Annotated in this window: 14 protein-coding genes and 10 tRNA genes; 5 read left to right on the top strand and 19 right to left on the bottom strand. The window is 60.7% G+C overall.

The window, feature by feature from the left end; genetic code table 11:
* Window positions 1–17: 17 nt before the first annotated feature.
* The 12 genes from yjjG to AC1P02_RS15660 form a co-directional block, all read right to left on the bottom strand.
* Entirely contained in the window at window positions 18–698 is a 681-nt protein-coding gene (gene yjjG / locus AC1P02_RS15715; RefSeq protein WP_058394423.1) for a pyrimidine 5'-nucleotidase, read from the bottom strand.
* Between the two features lie 8 nt (window positions 699–706).
* Complete coding sequence (locus AC1P02_RS15710) at window positions 707–2,203, bottom strand: M17 family metallopeptidase (RefSeq protein WP_485182626.1); 1,497 nt, start codon at window positions 2,201–2,203, stop codon at window positions 707–709.
* Between the two features lie 180 nt (window positions 2,204–2,383).
* Window positions 2,384–2,460 (bottom strand) — tRNA-Met (locus tag AC1P02_RS15705).
* Between the two features lie 102 nt (window positions 2,461–2,562).
* Window positions 2,563–2,639 (bottom strand) — tRNA-Met (locus tag AC1P02_RS15700).
* Between the two features lie 101 nt (window positions 2,640–2,740).
* Window positions 2,741–2,817, bottom strand: a tRNA-Met gene (locus tag AC1P02_RS15695).
* Between the two features lie 101 nt (window positions 2,818–2,918).
* A tRNA-Met gene (locus tag AC1P02_RS15690) sits at window positions 2,919–2,995 on the bottom strand.
* A 101-nt stretch (window positions 2,996–3,096) separates the two neighbouring features.
* A tRNA-Met gene (locus AC1P02_RS15685) sits at window positions 3,097–3,173 on the bottom strand.
* Window positions 3,174–3,275: 102 nt separating this feature from the next.
* A tRNA-Met gene (locus AC1P02_RS15680) sits at window positions 3,276–3,352 on the bottom strand.
* Window positions 3,353–3,453: 101 nt separating this feature from the next.
* A tRNA-Met gene (locus AC1P02_RS15675) sits at window positions 3,454–3,530 on the bottom strand.
* A gap of 102 nt (window positions 3,531–3,632) precedes the next feature.
* A tRNA-Met gene (locus tag AC1P02_RS15670) sits at window positions 3,633–3,709 on the bottom strand.
* 102 nt (window positions 3,710–3,811) lie between these two features.
* Window positions 3,812–3,888 (bottom strand) — tRNA-Met (locus AC1P02_RS15665).
* A 93-nt stretch (window positions 3,889–3,981) separates the two neighbouring features.
* Window positions 3,982–4,058, bottom strand: a tRNA-Met gene (locus AC1P02_RS15660).
* A 196-nt stretch (window positions 4,059–4,254) separates the two neighbouring features.
* Here AC1P02_RS15660 and glgX point away from each other — a divergent pair.
* Window positions 4,255–6,318 carry a glycogen debranching protein GlgX gene (gene glgX, locus AC1P02_RS15655; protein ID WP_485182625.1) on the top strand — a complete coding sequence of 688 codons (2,064 nt, stop codon included), beginning with the start codon at window positions 4,255–4,257 and terminating at the stop codon, window positions 6,316–6,318.
* Between the two features lie 86 nt (window positions 6,319–6,404).
* Here the strand turns inward: glgX and AC1P02_RS15650 are convergent, their stop codons facing one another.
* From AC1P02_RS15650 to AC1P02_RS15640, 3 genes are all read right to left on the bottom strand, one after another.
* A complete protein-coding gene (locus AC1P02_RS15650; protein WP_485182624.1) occupies window positions 6,405–7,124 on the bottom strand; it encodes a hypothetical protein in 720 nt (239 codons plus the stop codon).
* 189 nt (window positions 7,125–7,313) lie between these two features.
* Window positions 7,314–8,951 (bottom strand): ATP-dependent endonuclease, encoded by a 1,638-nt coding sequence (locus tag AC1P02_RS15645; protein WP_485182623.1) that lies wholly within the window; start codon window positions 8,949–8,951, stop codon window positions 7,314–7,316.
* Between the two features lie 262 nt (window positions 8,952–9,213).
* Window positions 9,214–10,134: a helix-turn-helix domain-containing protein gene (locus AC1P02_RS15640; RefSeq protein WP_435301710.1), complete on the bottom strand. Its 921-nt coding sequence runs from the start codon at window positions 10,132–10,134 to the stop codon at window positions 9,214–9,216.
* Between the two features lie 122 nt (window positions 10,135–10,256).
* Between AC1P02_RS15640 and AC1P02_RS15635 the strand changes: the two genes are divergently transcribed.
* Both AC1P02_RS15635 and AC1P02_RS15630 read left to right on the top strand, forming a co-directional pair.
* Window positions 10,257–11,174, top strand: a complete 918-nt coding sequence (locus tag AC1P02_RS15635; protein ID WP_485182622.1) for a DMT family transporter — start codon at window positions 10,257–10,259, stop codon at window positions 11,172–11,174.
* A gap of 57 nt (window positions 11,175–11,231) precedes the next feature.
* Window positions 11,232–12,089, top strand: coding sequence for a LysR family transcriptional regulator (locus AC1P02_RS15630; RefSeq protein ID WP_309940799.1), 858 nt, complete (start codon window positions 11,232–11,234; stop codon window positions 12,087–12,089).
* A 48-nt stretch (window positions 12,090–12,137) separates the two neighbouring features.
* Here AC1P02_RS15630 and AC1P02_RS15625 read toward each other — a convergent pair whose 3' ends face one another.
* The gene (locus AC1P02_RS15625; protein ID WP_005311090.1) at window positions 12,138–12,917 is read right to left on the bottom strand and encodes a TSUP family transporter; all 780 of its coding nucleotides are present in this window, start codon (window positions 12,915–12,917) and stop codon (window positions 12,138–12,140) included.
* Window positions 12,918–13,114: 197 nt separating this feature from the next.
* Window positions 13,115–13,882, bottom strand: coding sequence for a tRNA-uridine aminocarboxypropyltransferase (locus AC1P02_RS15620; RefSeq protein WP_485182621.1), 768 nt, complete (start codon window positions 13,880–13,882; stop codon window positions 13,115–13,117).
* Window positions 13,883–14,049: 167 nt separating this feature from the next.
* Between AC1P02_RS15620 and AC1P02_RS15615 the strand changes: the two genes are divergently transcribed.
* Entirely contained in the window at window positions 14,050–14,463 is a 414-nt protein-coding gene (locus AC1P02_RS15615) for a VOC family protein (RefSeq protein WP_485182620.1), read from the top strand.
* Between the two features lie 61 nt (window positions 14,464–14,524).
* Here the strand turns inward: AC1P02_RS15615 and AC1P02_RS15610 are convergent, their stop codons facing one another.
* Both AC1P02_RS15610 and AC1P02_RS15605 read right to left on the bottom strand, forming a co-directional pair.
* Entirely contained in the window at window positions 14,525–15,514 is a 990-nt protein-coding gene (locus AC1P02_RS15610; protein WP_485182619.1) for a D-alanine--D-alanine ligase, read from the bottom strand.
* 191 nt (window positions 15,515–15,705) lie between these two features.
* Window positions 15,706–16,314 (bottom strand): 2OG-Fe(II) oxygenase, encoded by a 609-nt coding sequence (locus tag AC1P02_RS15605; protein WP_219615645.1) that lies wholly within the window; start codon window positions 16,312–16,314, stop codon window positions 15,706–15,708.
* A 277-nt stretch (window positions 16,315–16,591) separates the two neighbouring features.
* Here AC1P02_RS15605 and AC1P02_RS15600 point away from each other — a divergent pair, with 277 nt between their 5' ends.
* Window positions 16,592–17,068: a glutathione peroxidase gene (locus AC1P02_RS15600; RefSeq protein ID WP_005311083.1), complete on the top strand. Its 477-nt coding sequence runs from the start codon at window positions 16,592–16,594 to the stop codon at window positions 17,066–17,068.
* Window positions 17,069–17,119 lie beyond the last annotated feature (51 nt).

Genomic DNA, 17,119 nt, shown 5'->3' with positions numbered 1-17,119 from the left:
GCTTGCTTCCCTGGTGCTTACTGCCCCAGCACTATGGTGGAGAGATGGGCGAAGTGGTGGATCTCGTGGGTCGCCTCGCACTCGGTGTCGTGACGTGCCGGATTGTACCAGCAGGTGGCCAGCCCCTGGGCCGCCGCACCGGCGATGTCGGTCTTGGGGTTGTCCCCCACCATCAACACCCGCGCCGGGCTCGGCTGCCCCATCAAGGCAAGGGTATGCTGGAAAATGGCGGCGGCCGGCTTGGTCACCTGCACTTCGTCAGAAATGACCAGCGGCTCGAACCACTCGCTCCAACCCAGTTTGCTGAGGCGGCCACGCTGCGGCAGGCTGAAGCCGTTGGTAATGATCCCCATCCTAACCTGGCCCTTGAGGGCTTCCAGTGTCTCGACGACCCCTTCAAGGGGCACGCTCAGGGCAATGATCTGCTGCAAGAAGGTGTCGTTCATCGCCATGGGCGCCACGTCCACCTGCTCGGCGAACAGGGAGAAACGGGTCTGCTGCAGGTGCGCTGCATCAATTTCGCCCGAATTGTACTGTTGCCACAGCCGGTGGTTGAGCGCGTGATACTCCGCCATCTTGGGGGGAGTGGGCGCCACACCGTAGATCTGCAGGGTCTGCTCCAGGGCCTTGGCGACCGGGAAATCGAGCAGTGTTTCGTCCAGATCGAACAACACCCAGTCATAACTTGGTACTTTCACGTTATTCCTTAATTTTCTTGTTCATCGAGTTCATGGCGGCGGCCCAACGGGCTGCCCAGCAAGTCCAGCGTCAACCTGACCCCGAATCCGGTCACTTCGCTGCTGACCACGCCATTGCCCCCCTTGCTGCGAAAACCGCTCAAATCGAGGTGCAACCAGGGGGTCTGCTGGGGCACAAAGCGGTTGAGAAAACGGGCGGCATCGATGTGATCCGGCGACGCGCCCGGCGCACACTGTAGCAGATCGGCCCACTCGCTATCGAGGTTGTCGTCGTAGTCTTCATCGAGCGGGAAGGGCCAGATCCGCTCGCCGCTGCGCTGGCCAAGACTTATCAAGTCACAGAGCCACTGGGGCCGGTTGGTAAAGGCACCGCTGTAGCGGCTGCCCAGCGCCCGTTTGCAGGCACCGGTCAGAGTGGCGTAATCGATCAGCAGATCCGGATTGTCCTGTACCGCCATGCAGAGGGTATCCGCCAGCACCATGCGCCCTTCGGCATCGGTATCCACCACCTCTATGGTGGTGCCGTTGAGCGCGGTTACCACCTCCCCCGGCCGGTAAGCCAGCGGGCCTATGTGGTTCTCTGCGATGGCGAGCCAGCAGTGCACCTCATAGGGCAGACTGGCCCGGCTGATCGCATAGAGAGCACCCAGCGCCACGGCACTGCCGCCCATGTCCAGGTGCATGCCATACATGCTGCCGGCGACCTTGAGGTTGTAGCCACCCGAATCGTGGCAGATCCCCTTGCCCACCAGTGCCACCCGGCGCACCGGATTGGGCGGGCAATAGCTGAGCTTGACCATGGCGGCCTGGTTGTCTTCCGAACCTCTTGCCACTGCGATGAAGGCGCCGGCGCCCCGCTCAGCCAACTGGGCCTGATCGTACTCGAACCACTGCCACCCTTCGACCTGAGCCAACTGGCGTACCCACTCCCGATAGCTGCGCGCGGTGAGATCGGAGGCTGGCGACACTGCCAGATGCCGAGCCATGCCGTTGCCTTCGGCTTCGGCGTAGATCCGCGCCAGATCCAGCACACAGCGCGGTGACACCGCAATCTGCTGATAGCGCCACTCGTCCTCGACACAGTGCTTGTGACTGGGCATGGGCACGTTCGCCGCCAGCAGACAAGCCAGTGCCAGCTCGGCCAGCAGCGCCCTGTCTCCTTCGTCAAACCCTTCAAGGTGCACCCCCATCCGCTCGATCTTGAGGCCAGCCAAGGGGACTATCCAGGATCTGGCCTGCTTGTAGAGGGCGTGATCACGTACAGGATGGCTGCCCATGAAGACCACCAGTTGCAGGCTGTTATGCTGCACCAGGCTGTAGGGAGCCTTCTGGCCCAGCGCTATCTGGGTCGCCACGGGGGCGAATTCGGGCATGGCAAGGACAGGATCACGCAACTCTTCCGCGATCAGCAACAAGTTGGCCGAGAGCCCGTTGGTCATGGCCTGACTCAGGGTGGCATCATGAATATCTATTTGAGGGGGGAGATAAGTGAAATTTTGCATCATTGGGCAAGGCCCTCGTCCATGAAGAGATATCACTGATGATACCCAACAAAACGCGAAGACGACCAGATTTACACTTGAAAATCAATATCAAGCGTCATGATGCACTGAGGTGACGAACGGCTGGACACACAGGGGAATATAAGGAGGGGGTAATACAGAAAGAGGGAAATAACGGAAGGTTGGTTGCGGGGGCCAGATTTGAACTGACGACCTTCGGGTTATGAGCCCGACGAGCTACCGAGCTGCTCCACCCCGCGTCCGAATTGTACTGCCTTTATCACCGCGCACTACCGAGCAGAAGTAGTTCGCTGTCTTTACGCTCACCGCTTGGCATCAGCCTCGCCATGAGCACAAATAGTTGGTTGCGGGGGCCAGATTTGAACTGACGACCTTCGGGTTATGAGCCCGACGAGCTACCGAGCTGCTCCACCCCGCGTCCGAATTGTACTGCCTTATCACCGCGCACTACCGAGCAGAAGTAGTTCACTGTCTTTACGCTCACCGCTTGGCATCAGCCTCGCCATGAGCACAAATAGTTGGTTGCGGGGGCCAGATTTGAACTGACGACCTTCGGGTTATGAGCCCGACGAGCTACCGAGCTGCTCCACCCCGCGTCCGAATTGTACTGCCTTATCACCGCGCACTACCGAGCAGAAGTAGTTCACTGTCTTTACGCTCACCGCTTGGCATCAGCCTCGCCATGAGCACAAATAGTTGGTTGCGGGGGCCAGATTTGAACTGACGACCTTCGGGTTATGAGCCCGACGAGCTACCGAGCTGCTCCACCCCGCGTCCGAATTGTACTGCCTTATCACCGCGCACTACCGAGCAGAAGTAGTTCGCTGTCTTCACACTCACCGCTTGGCATCAGCCTCGCCATGAGCACAAATAGTTGGTTGCGGGGGCCAGATTTGAACTGACGACCTTCGGGTTATGAGCCCGACGAGCTACCGAGCTGCTCCACCCCGCGTCCGAATTGTACTGCCTTTATCACCGCAAACTACCGAGCAGAAGTAGTTCGCTGTCTTTACACTCACCGCTTGGCATCAGCCTCGCCATGAGCACAAATAGTTGGTTGCGGGGGCCAGATTTGAACTGACGACCTTCGGGTTATGAGCCCGACGAGCTACCGAGCTGCTCCACCCCGCGTCCGAATTGTACTGCCTTATCACCGCGCACTACCGAGCAGAAGTAGTTCGCTGTCTTTACGTTCACCGCTTGGCATCAGCCTCGCCATGAGCACAAATAGTTGGTTGCGGGGGCCAGATTTGAACTGACGACCTTCGGGTTATGAGCCCGACGAGCTACCGAGCTGCTCCACCCCGCGTCCGAATTGTACTGCCTTTATCACCGCAAACTACCGAGCAGAAGTAGTTCGCTGTCTTTACACTCACCGCTTGGCATCAGCCTCGCCATGAGCACAAATAGTTGGTTGCGGGGGCCAGATTTGAACTGACGACCTTCGGGTTATGAGCCCGACGAGCTACCGAGCTGCTCCACCCCGCGTCCGAATTGTACTGCCTTTATCACCGCGCACTACCGAGCAGACGTAGTTCGCTGTCTTTACGTTCACCGCTTGGCATCAGCCTCGCCATGAGCACAAATAGTTGGTTGCGGGGGCCAGATTTGAACTGACGACCTTCGGGTTATGAGCCCGACGAGCTACCGAGCTGCTCCACCCCGCGTCCATATTTTCTCCGAATTGGCCGAGCAGTAGCCAGTTCGAATTATCTTTGTCTTCAATGCGTTAATCAGCATTTTCGACTCTGATACCCAGATGGTTGCGGGGGCCGGATTTGAACCGACGACCTTCGGGTTATGAGCCCGACGAGCTACCGAGCTGCTCCACCCCGCGTCTGAGGTCGCCAATAATAGGCGCCAGCGCTCAGATTGCAAGTAAATATCCTAAAAAAACTTCATTAGAAGGTTAAAGCGGCACAAATTGAAGGAATTTGCAACAGGGCGCTGTTTTTTCAGACAAGCAGGTTTGGGGCCAGCTTGGCGCACTACACTCAAAAGGCTTGTCACTCCTCTTTTTAGGTAGCCTTATCATGCGCATATCCGCCGGTCATTGCCGTCAATTGGGGGCCACACCCGAGAACGACGGCGTCAACTTTGCCATCTGGGCCCGCCTGGCCAGTCGGGTTGAACTGCTGCTCTTCACCCGTGCCGATGATGACACCCCTGAGGTGATAGTGCTCTCCCCCCGTCTCAACCGCACCGCCTACTACTGGCACATCCATATCGAAGGCATTCCGCTGGGCCAGCGCTATGCCTATCGCATCCAGGGCCCCTGGCGTCCCTACTACGGTACCCGCTTCGATGCGGACAAGGTACTGCTGGACCCCTATGGTCGCAGCATTGAGCTGGGGCCAACCTACGACCGCTGGGCTGCGGCCCGTCCCGGCAGCAACCTGGCTGTGTGTGCCAAGAACCGGGTGGTGGATACCCGCGACTATGACTGGGAAGGGGACAAGCTCCCCGCTCACTCCCTCTCCCGCTCCGTGATCTACGAGCTGCATCTGGGGGGATTTACCAAGTCGCCGAGCTCGGGGGTGGAGCCTGCCCTGCGCGGCACCTATCTTGGCCTCATCGAGAAGATCCCCTATCTGCAATCCCTCGGCATCACAGCCGTCGAGCTGCTGCCGGTGTTCCAGTTCGATCCCCAGGATGCCCCCAAGGGGCTATCCAACTACTGGGGCTACAGCCCTATGTCGTTCTTTGCCCCCCATGCTCAATATGCCAGTGGCAGCGATCCGCTCACCGAGTTCAGGGACATGGTCAAGGCCCTTCACAGAGCCAATATCGAGGTGATCCTGGACGTGGTTTACAACCACACGGCCGAAGGGGGCGACGATGGCCCCATCTTCTCGTTTCGCGGTATCGACAACGAGGCTTACTACATCCTCGACAGCAATCAGAAGGACACCAACTATTCGGGCTGCGGCAATACCTTCAACGGTGCCCACCCAGTGGTGCTGCGCATGATCATGGACAGCCTCCACTTCTGGCGCCAGGAGATGCACGTGGACGGCTTTCGATTCGATCTGGCCGCCATACTGTCGCGGGACGAGTCCGGCATGCCGCAGGCCAATGCGCCAACCCTGCGCACCATAGACACGGATCCCCGCATCGCCGACATCAAGCTCATCGCCGAGGCCTGGGATGCGGGTGGGCTTTATCAGGTGGGCAGCCTGGCCGGCGCGCGCTGGCGTGAGTGGAACGGCCAGTTCAGGGATGACGTGCGCCACTTTCTGCGCGGGGATGACAACGCCGTCACTCCCTTCGTGGAGCGACTGTGCGGCAGCCCGGATATCTATCACTATCACCACGCCGACCCGGAGAAGAGCATCAACTTCGTCACCTGTCATGACGGTTTCACCCTGTGGGACTGGGCCAGTTATGACCACAAGCACAACGAGGCCAACGGCGAGCAGAACAGGGATGGGTGCGATCACAACTTCAGCTGGAATCATGGCCATGAAGGGGTCACTGAGGATCCTCACGTCAATGCGCTGCGCATACGCCAGGCCAAGAACATGATGGTGGCCACCCTGTTGTCGGTGGGCTCCCCCATGCTGCTGATGGGGGACGAGGTGCTGCGTACCCAGCATGGCAACAACAATGGTTACTGCCAGGACAACGAAACCTGCTGGATGAACTGGCAAACCAGTACCATGGGACAGGAGATGTTCCGCTTCATGAAGGAGCTGATCCAGTATCGCAAGCACCTGTTCCAGCGACCGGAGCAAGAGAGCATGCCGCTGTCGCTGACCGAGATCCTGCGTCACAGCGAGATCTGCTGGCATGGTGTCAATGCCGCCCAGCCAGACTTCAGCCCTCACTCCCACGCCATCGCCATGTCGGCACTCTCCAGCGAAACCAAACTGGCACTCTATGTGCTGTTCAATGCCTACTGGGAGCCGCTCACCTTCAATCTGCCAAGCCCCCCCAAGGGGGTGGGCGGCTACTGGCGCCGGATCCTGGATACCGCCCTGCCCTCCCCCCACGACATCTGCACCTTCGGCATGCCGCTGGAGGGGCTGACCCGGGAGTATCTGGCCCAGCCGCGCAGCAGTTGCCTCTTTATCTGCGGGGCGGATGACTTCTACTAGGCCCGGATTGCACTGTTGCGGCCATCAAAAAGCCCACCCTGAGTGACTCGGGGTGGGCTTTTCTATTCATGCAGTGCGGTACGCTATCAGGTCAGCTGGTGCAGCACGCTGGTCGCCGCTATCTGGGCAATGACGAGGCCGCACAGGGCGGTGGAGACCACAACGGGCGCCGTCTCTTTTTGCAGATAGATGGGGCTGAACCAGAGCAGCAAGGCTGCAATCAGCAAGATGGCCTGGGTCAGCACACCGGGGATCAGGGCATCAAGCGCGGCACCATTGCCCTGCCAGCCCACCAGCACCGCCAGCCAGAGCAGGCTCAGCATGGCAGCCACCAGCCCCGCCAGTGGCAGCAACAGATTGAACGCCTGCAGACGGTGGCGGGCTCGCAGCAGCATAAGGTGTGCGAAGGCCGCCCCCAGCAAGGTCATCTGCAGCAGGCCGCTCAGCCAGCCCTGGATCTGCAGCAGGCCGACCCCATAGACCAGCAACGGCATGGCAGGCAGCCAGAGCAGGGTGGACGGGATGGCACGCTTGCCCTCCAGCCGTGACTGGGCAAGGGACAGCACTATCCCCAGGATCAGGGCGGCGCCACCGCTCCAGACGAGCCAGCTCGCCACCTTGACCTCCACCGCCAGCATCAGTGAGAGCCCTGTGATCACCCAGATGGAGAAGAGCTGGGCCGTGATCCGCGAGCGCTGGCCCGGGCAGAGATCACCGCGCCACAACACTATGCCGAGGGCAATGAGGGCCCCCAGCGCCATCAAACCTGTCAGGGGAAAAAGCCAAAAAGGGAGTTGGACGAACATGACGCCTCCAGCAGCAAAGATTCGGAATGCGCCTGTGGGGCGCCAGAGAAGGGGCCGAGTATACCCAAACCCAGCCCCGTCCCCAATCTCTGCAAGCGCCTTGAGAGGGATTGGACGCTCAGCACCATCTGGATGACAAGGCGGGATCACTCTTGGCCGGTATCATTGGACGCCGGCCAGCACATGCCATCAGCCCTGACCGCGCGCCAGTGCCACCACCTTGGCAAACATCTGCCGGATCACAGGCGGTATATGCTCGCCCCCCAGGCGCTCCGCCTCCTCCACCACCGCCAGCGCCATGCCAGGCTTGCTGCGATGATGGATGGCCTTGTTGATGATGCGCCCGGCATTGAGGGTCGAGCGGCCACCGACCCCGGCCTCGCGCCTGAAAACCGCCTCGAAGCCGTTGTGATAGAGGTAATGCTCGATATCAGCCGCCGGCAACTGGGTCAGCCGGTCTCGCTCCCGCTCCCCCTTGAGCAGCGCCCGGGCCGAGGTGGCGTATTTGATCCCCGCCTCGTCACCGTCGGTGAGCAGATGCCACTCGATGCCAAAGTCGCGCGCCACCTTGATGAGGGGCGACTGACCGCACTGGGCAAATTCGATGATGCGCACCCCTTCCGCCCGCAGGCTGTAACCGCAGATCTGGGCCAGCTCGGAGAGCAGCCAGATCTCGGTCTCCCCCTCCACCAGCAGCCAGCAACGGGCAAACATCGACATGGGGCGGTTAATGCGCACATGGAAGGCAATCTTGCGCAGATCATCGCTGCTGTAACGCTCGCCCCCCAGCTGATGACAGACGATGTCCTGCTGGCGGCGCACCAGACGGCGCACCTGATTCAGAGGCAGGGAGGAGAGCAGGTCACCCGAATTGGTGGTCAGCAGCTTCTGGCCCGGCAGGTGCTCCAGCAGACCCCAGGCCAGCGCCATCATGGTGGGGTGCAGGCGACTCTCTGGATCTTCCAGGATCATGATGGGCCGCGCCCCCTGTTCCAGCTCGCGGTTGCCACGGGCGTTGAGCAGGGTGGCTGCCATGCCTGCCATCGCCAGTTGCAGCGCCCGGTTGTCGGCATTGCGCAGCAGCGTCTGCAGATTGCCGGGATTGCGCAGTGTCATAGGGCGATTGACGATGTCCCGCTGGCTGCGAGGCTTGTGCTTCATGGGGGCAAGGGCGTTGAAGTAGTGATCCATCAGCTGGCGCACGGCCTGCAGCGCCTCTTTCAGCTCAGCCTCACCGATGCGCTGGGGTTCGTCGATGAGCTTGTCGGCGAGCTGGCTCAACCGGTTCTGTGACAAATCCCCCCACTGCAACATCTCGACCCCGTTGCGTGCGGTGCGGGCATCCCGCAGCCGGAACACAGGGTTCATGGTGATCAGCAGGCAGATCAGTTCATGGGCATTGTCGATGGGCAGGCTCTTGCCGATGCCGTCGAGAAAATCATGGGTGGTGAGCACGGAACCATCGGCCTGCAATTCGGCACTGGCACGGTAGTGAATACGGTGGAATTTGTCTTTGTGCTTGACCCAGGAGGCGCCAAGACGGGCAAGGCGATGGGAGTGCAGACACATCTGGGGTCTGTGTTCACTGAAGGTGAGCACCAGTTGCAGATGACGGGCGGGTGCGAGCTCGGGATCTTCCGGTTGGTGAAAATCATCGCTGCTGAACTGATAGGGTTCGGCATCCTGCCCCAACAGACACCAGAGGGCGCGCAGCAGGCTGGATTTGCCCCAGGCGTTCTCACCGATGAGAACCGTGGTGTTATCCAGCCCGAGCGAGAGGCGATTTATCCCGCGAAAACCTTTGACTTCAATGCGTTCCAGAAACATGCAGCCATATCCAATCCATTCAGATGGCGCAATAGTGGCAAAGTTGCCGGAAAAAACCTATCGGGTCGTATCGATTTTCAGCGGGAACTGTGAGGCACTACGGGTTCGGGAGGGGTGGGAATACAGGTGCGATCTTGGGGAGCATTCCAGTGGCTGAACCAAAGGTGACGAGTACGGGTCTGGCGTTTGCGATAATTCAATGGGCATTCCTTTCAATGGGTAAGTGGCAGATGGTACACCTCTTTTGCCCAGAGTCTCAGCGTTATCTGTGACGAGAAGATGACAATTGTGTACGCCACTGGCCCGGGGTGAGGCCAAATGCCTCGCGAAAACGATTGCCGAAATGCGCCTGGGAGGAGAAACCGCACAGGATGGCGATGCTGGCCAGGGAGTCGGATCCTGCCAGCAACTGCTTGGCCCGTTTGAGCCGCAGCCCAAGCAGATAGCGATGGGGCGGACACCCCAGACTCTGGCCAAACATGCGGGCGAAGTGATATTCGCTGAGGCTCGCCTGCTGTGCCAGCTCAGCCAGGGTAACCGGCTCTGCCAGATGGGCTTGCAGGTACTCCTGTACCCGCCGGATCACCCCGGGTGCCAGGCCGCCGCGCACCTCGGGCAGGCTCGGCGCCTCCCGGGTGTGGTGGCGATAAGCATGCAGCATCAGCATCCAGACGCCGTGGGAAAGCGCCATGCGATCGACGCCGTGCTGCCACTCCAGTTTCATCAGCTGGGCCTGCACCAGTGCTGCCGCCTGCGGGTCGTCGATGAAGGTCTTGTCTTCCAGCAACAGATGGCGCCCCTCCTTGTCGCAGGCCTGTTCGGCGATGCGGGTGAGGTGGGCCGGCGTGAAGTAGAGGTGGAAAAAGCGGAACTCTTCGCGCACCAGCCACTCGGATCTGTGGTGATCCGGCATGATGCACACCTTGCCGGTGCCACCATGGCCGCCGGGACCATCGAGGCGCTCAGTCTGCTCGCCCCCTTGCAAATAGACGCTCAGGGTATGGTGACCCGGCTTGTGATAGCGGGTCTGATCGTAGCAGTTGCGCCAGCTGGCCACCCCAAGGCCCGGCTCCAGCCAGCAGGAGTCTTCCAGCCGCGCTCCCGTGCTGACCAGTGCATCGAATACGCCCGCCTGTCTTATCTGTTGCACCTTGCTGCCTCGCCCATCATGCCTTGCGGCCATCTTACCGCGCCGCTGGGCCAAACGCTGCGGCCCGGCTGAAATAACCGCAAGATGGTGCAAGCCAGTCGCTCCGGCCCGCCCCATGCTGTGGTTCATCCCATTCCCACTTCACCGGATGTGTTATGAATCTCCTGCTCTATCTTGCCACCGTCCTTATCTGGGGCAGCACCTGGATCGCTATCGCCTGGCAGCTCGGCCCCATTCCCATCGAGGTGTCCGTGCTCTATCGCTTCCTGCTGGCTGCGCTTGCGCTGTTTGCCCTGCTCACCGTCAGCGGCCGTTTCCCCCGCCTGCCCTGGGCGGGCCAGCGCTACGCGGCCCTGCTCGGCGCCCTGCTCTTTTCCACCAACTTTCTCTGCTTCTATCACGCCACCCTCTACATACCGAGTGGCCTGTCGGCGGTGATCTTCGCCAGTGCCAGCATCTTCAACGGCCTCAATCTCTGGCTGTTCGAGGGCAAACGCCCCAACTTGCGCTGGCTGCAAGGATCCTTGCTGGGGCTGCTTGGCACCTTGCTGTTGTTCTGGCCCGTGCTGGCGGATGCGCAACTGGGCACAAACGGCTGGAAGGGGTTGCTGCTGGCCTGTGGCGGCACCCTCTGCTTCTCGCTGGGCAACCTGGTCTCTGCCCGCGGCCAGCGTCACGGCTATCACGTGCTGCAACTGGTGCCCTGGGGCATGGTATACGGCGTCGTGCTGTTGCTGGGCTGGGTCACCCTGCTCGGCCAATCCCTGACCATACCGACCGACGGCCATTATCTGGCGGCCATGGTCTATCTCGCCCTGTTCGGCTCTGTCATCGCCTTCACTGCCTACCTCACACTGGTGGGCAGGATTGGCGCCAGCAAGGCCTCCTACGCCACAGTACTGTTCCCGCTGGTAGCGCTCACGCTCTCGACGTTTTATGAGGGATTTGTCTGGCAGACGGTCTCAGTGGTGGGCGTCGTGATCAGCTTGCTCGGCAATCTGGTGATCTTCTCCCCACCCTTGCGGGAGTGGCGCTGGCGGCCTGCCAAGGCGGTGAACGACACTTGCTCCTGACGCCATCAGCCCCTAAGGTAACGCCATTCGATATACGGTGAGACACCAGGGGCCCTAATGTTACTGGAAGGATTGGAAACACTCAGCCTGCTGGCAAGCGAGGGCACCATGGCCAAGGTGGCCAGCCGCCTCTACATCAGCCAGTCGGCGGTGAGCAAGCGTATTGGTCAGCTGGAGCTGCGCCTTGGCAAGAAGCTGATCGAGCCGGATGGCCGCCAAATCCGGCTCACCCCCCAGGCGCGGGAGCTACTCGACCGGGTGGCTCCGAGTCTCGCCGAGATGAAGGGGGTGCTGGCCGACAGCCAGACCCTCACCGACTTGACTCCCCTGCCGATCGCCTGCTCCGAAACCCTGCTGGCGGGCTACCTCGCCCGCTTCATGCACGACTATCTGGGCCGCGATCCCCATATTGCCCTCTCCACCCATCATACCCCGGTGATCCTGGCGCGGGTGCGCAGTGGCGACGCCCTGCTCGGCATCTGTGCCGGCCGCCTGCCTCCCGGCCATGGCCTGGGAGCCGAGCTATTGCTGGAGGAGCCCTTCTATCTGGTGGGAAGCGATCAGGATGAGGCGCCTTCGGCAGATCAGCGCAAGATCCTGACCATGGATCTGGAGAACCCCTCCAACCGCTATCTGCGCGAGCCGCTGGTGCAATTGGGGTTGGTGCCAGCCATGGAGCTGGACTCCTATCTGGCGCTGATAGAACTCGCCAAGGCAGGCATAGGCCCTGTGCTGCTGCCGGCAGGTCTGCTGGCACTAGTGGGAGAACAGGGGGAAACGGCGCGCCCCTTGCCTGGGCTGGGGCGCCCTTTGCATCTGGTCTATCGCCAGAGCAGTCTGAAGCGGGAACGCATTGCGCAGCTGGTGAGTGCGCTGCGCAGGCACTTTCATCATTTCAGCGGGCCGAGTCAATAAACCCGTGCAAACAGTAGAGAGCACGGGTTTATAAGCAGATCTGCCGTCTCACTGGATCCAGGCAAACAGCTCGGGATACTGGCTCCACATCAATTTGGCTGACATCAGCACAGAGACGGTCACCAGCAGGGGCTTGATGAGCTTGACCCCTTTCTTCAGCACCAGTCTGGAGCCAACACGGGCACCGATAAACTGCCCCAGCGCCATGCAGAAACCAACGCTCCACACCACCTTGCCACCCAGGGCAAAAAACAGCAGGGAGGCAAGGTTGGAGGTTAAGTTCAGGAGCTTGGTGTGTGCTGTGGCCCGCGCCATGCCAAAACCCGCCAGCGCCACGAAGCCGATGGCAAAAAACGACCCTGTGCCCGGGCCGAAGAAGCCGTCATAAAAGCCCACTCCGCCCCCCACCAGCAGCGCAAACACCATGGGCGTCAGGCGGCGTGCGCTCTCTGCATCGCTCACTCTGGGGGAGAAAAAGAAGTAGCAGGCAAACGCCATCAGCAGGAAGGGCAAGAGCCGTTCCAGAATGGCGGCGTCTATGGTCTGCACCGCCAGAGTGCCGATGGCGGCACCGATAAAGGTGCAGATCACCGCAGGCCAGATCATGGCCCACTCCAGCAGCCCCTTGCGGGCATAAAACCAGGTGGCCGAGAAGGAGCCAAAACTGCTCTGCAGTTTATTGGTGCCCAGTACCAGCGCCGGCGGCATGCCGGTCGCCAGCAGGGCGGGTACGGTCAAGAGGCCACCGCCGCCGGCAATGGCATCGATAAAGCCGGCAATCAGCGCCACCCCGAACAGGGCGAGCAGGGTAAACAGTTCCAATTCCATCCATAGACCTCGCGAGACAGGGTTGCCCGCCAAAGAGGGGCCCTTGTTGAATTTGCTGTGTAAACAAGCCGGACATGCTGACTTGGCCGCTATCCTAAAGGCCGTGGGTTCATGAGGCTAACGAAACAGTGGCAGCCAATTGATTCCATATTTTCATCAGTCTTATTCGTCTCACCCTGTTTTCCCCTTCCCCGCCATCAGGCGGCGCTATCAGCTATCGCCTCAGCTGGTACGCCGCCCTTGATCGCAGCCAACGCCTGTTGCAGCTGTACTTCATCCTCACCGGGCGCCCGACTGACACGGCCCGCCATGTAGCGACGGCTGAACAGATTGAACCAGAGCTGCAACGCATGTCCGGCTTGCAGCTGACCGGCCACCTCCAGCACACAGGCCGCCACTTCTGCGGTACAGAGGTGCTCGTCGCAATTGGCGACCCGCATGCCATAGGTGGAGAGTGCATCCGGTTTGACCGCCAACACGGGAAAACCATCCAGATAGGGGCTCATGTTGAACATCTTGCGTGCCTCGGGCCAGGTGCCATCCAGCAGGATGAAGAGCGGCTTCTTGCCATTTGCCAAGGCCACGTGTTCGGTCACTCGCGCCGGGTTTTTCTCGCACGCGGGGAACACCACATAGGGCTGCCAGACGGGATCGGCCAGCAGGGCCAGCAACTCAGGATGGGGCTGGGTGCGCTTCCAGAGAAAGGCCCAGGTGGTATCCGGCAGGACGTCGGCGATCAGGCGACCCGTGTTGGAGGGCTTCATGGGCTCGCTGTCATACATCAGCAGGCAGAAGCCGGCTTCTGCCTTGAGCTCTGGCCGCCATTCGCAGGCGCACCAGTCAGAGCGCAACTGGCATGCCTCGCAGCGTGGCACTGTGCCACCACGGGCGAGAAAAGGACGGGTTGAGATGCTCTTGCGCCATACGCGCAGGCGATTGACGGCGTGATCTGGGATTGGCTTCATGGGGGCGCGGCTCTGGCGGTGCACATTGCGGGAAAAAAGGGGGGCAGATTGTAACGAGCCGTCCGCCGCGCAGCAAGGCCCCCCATCCGGGGCAAGCCGGGGTGCCACGCCTCTCTATACTTGGTCGTCAACCCATGCGCCCACGCATGGGACACTGGAGGACGACGATGGCAGAACAAGATATGGCAAGAGAGCATGCACTGGCCGAAGGCACGGCCTTCACCTGGCACGAGCTCTATGTTCCGGACGCCGAGGCCGGGATCCGCTTTTATACCGAGGTGCTTGGCTGGGAGAGCCAGACCATGGCCATGGAGGGAGGCAACTACCCCATGCTGGTTGCCAATGGCAGGCCAATCGCCGGAGTGCAGGCCACCCGGGGCAATCCCGATATGGCCGGCGTACCGCCGCACTGGGCAACCTACATAGCAGTGGATGACGTGGACGCCAGGGTGGCCAAAGTCAGCCTGCATGGAGGATCCGTGGTGGTGCCGGCCCTGAATATCCCGGAAGTCGGGCGCATGGCCCTGATTGCGGATCCACAAGGGGCGCATATCTGGCTGTTCACCCCTGATCCCATGTGATCTGGACAAGCTGCAAACAACAGAGGGGCCCGCGGGCCCCTCTGTTGTGTTCGGCAAACCGTCAGGCGGGCTTGCGCAGGATCTGCTCGAGGTAGTGAGCAAAGCTGTGGCCGTGATGCTCCAGCAGTTTCGGGAACATGGAGATGGAGGTCATGCCGGGGAAGGTATTGATCTCGTTCAGCAAGATCTCGCCATCTTCCGTCAGGAAGAAGTCGATGCGCGACAGATGGGTCAGTTTCAGCTGACGGAACGCCTTGAGGGAATACTCGTGGATCGCATCGGCCTGCGCCTGAGTCAGGCCTTCGGCATTGAGGCTGGTCGCCGTGTGGCTGGCGCTGCTGTACTTCTCTTCATAGGTGTAGAACTTGTCCTGCGGCACGCAGATCTCGCCAGGGTAGGTGGCAATGAGCTCGTCACCGTACTGGTAGACAGCCACTTCCAGCTCGCGGGGCTTGACCGCTTTTTCGATCAACACCTGCTCGGAGTAACCGAAGGCATCCTTGATGCCCTGCACCAGCTCGGCTTCGTTGCTGGCGGAATAACACCCCACGGAAGAGCCCTGGGAGGCGGCCTTGATGAAGACCTTGCCCCACTTGGCCAGGGCGGCTTTTGCCTCGGTCAGGGCGGCGTCGTTCTGTTCGGTCAGGAACAGATAGGGGGTGTTGGGAATGCCGATGGCGGAGAGCCACAGCTTGGTGCTGATCTTGTTGAAGCAGATCTTGCTCGCCTCGGCATCGCAACCGAGATAAGGCAGGCCCGCCAGCTCGAGGAAGGATTGCAGATCGCCCGTCTCACCCGGGTAGCCGTGGATGCAGGGCACCACGTAGTCCACCGGACGGGCCACGCTGTCAAACGAGAGCAGCTTGTCCAGCCCCAGCTTGCACTCGCGGCCATCGGCAGAGAGCCAGCGATCGGCAAACATCTCGACCCGGGTCACTTCGACGCCGGGCACCAAACCGAGTTGTTGCTCAAGGAAATTGGCGCTGCGCAGAGAGACTTCGTGTTCTGAGCCACCGCCGCCGCACAGCAGCAAGACATGCATGTTCTTCATTAGATGTGATCCCTTGGGAAAAGCGGCCTCGTCATGACCATCTGATAATCCAACCGTACTGAAAAACCGGACGAAGCCAAGTGCGGGCCAGTGTAGCAAGGGAAATCAAGCCTTGTCAGCCGATGGGAGCCCCATCCGCCGACAACAGCCTGAAAAATTCCTGCCTGTGTCAAAAATTGGACGAAAAGGGCTCAGCGCGGCGGATCCACGCGCCCCATGCCGTTGCCATTGACCCGAAACCAGCCGGCTATGCTATAACGCTCACGATTGGCGGGCAGTACCTCGTGGGGGAACTCCTCCGACAGGAACAATACCAGCCGCCCTCCCTTGGGAGAGACATCCATCAAGAGCTGCTCGTCGTTGTCATAGACCCTGAGCACACCACCTGCCTCCGGTTGCCAGTCGTTATTGAGATAGAAGACAGAGGTGAGGCGACGGTTGGAGCGACCGGCGAAGGCATCCCTATGGGTGGCATAGAAGTCCCCGCTGCGATAACGGGCGAAATGGGCCTCGTAATCGAACAGTCCCAGCATCAGCAGGCGGTTGGCGGCGAGGCGCAGGGACTCCATGCGACCGAGATAGTCCGCCACTGGCGCGCCAAGGGAAGGCTCCAGCCAGTGGATCTGATCACGGCGAATATCGGGATTGCCCTGATGCAGACTTTCCCGTCCAATCCCGGCCGGATGCCACGCATGGGGCAGACAGGCTTTGAGGGCATCCACCTCAACGGCGGTTAAAAAGTCATCCACAATCACCCATCCCCGGGTGTAAATGGCATCCATGACGGCTTGATAGTCCAAGATTGGCTCGCAATAAGTGGAGAGAGGGCGCTTTTTAGCGACTTCCTGGCCTGAGCACAAACCAGTTTGCTTCTCCTGAGAAGTCCCACCATCAATACGCTATCCCGCCACAGAAGGCGCCCTTTATCGTACCGGCCTCACCGCCCTGTGATCTGGCTCGACAAAAGGATGCATGAGGGGAGGAAAACCCGGCACTTGCTGCTTGCCTCGGGATCCCGGGCCCGTTAACGTGCATAACCACTGCCCTGAATGGGCCCCATCCTCTCTGGAGTGCACCATGTCTCTGCCCGATCTTCCCCTGCAACGTCTCGATGGTACCGAGTTCTCTCTCACCGCCCTGCAAGGTCAGGTCATTCTGGTGGTCAATGTGGCCAGCCGTTGTGGTTTTACCCCCCAATACACGGGGCTGGAGGCACTCTATCAGCAGCTGGGACCCAAAGGGCTGGTGATCTTGGGCTTCCCCTGCGATCAGTTCGGCCATCAGGAGCCGGGGGATGCGGACGAAATCGCCCGCTTCTGCTCGCTGGATTATCCGGTCAGTTTCCCCATCATGGCCAAGTGCGAAGTCAACGGCGAGCACGCCCACCCCTTCTATCGCTGGCTGAAACAGCAAAAACCCGGGCTGCTGGGGCTGGAAAACGTCAAATGGAACTTCACCAAGTTCCTCATCAACCGTGAGGGTGAGGTGGTGGAGCGCTTCGCCCCCCAGACCAAGCCAGAGAGCCTGCTGGACGAGATAAGCGCACTGCTCTGAGCCTCGCCACGGGACCAGACCCACGCAGCGGCCCGGGCAAGTGACACGGCT

Source organism: Aeromonas sp. TS_SC_11 (genome assembly GCF_057318915.1).
This window is presented reverse-complemented; position numbering and strand designations above follow the sequence as displayed.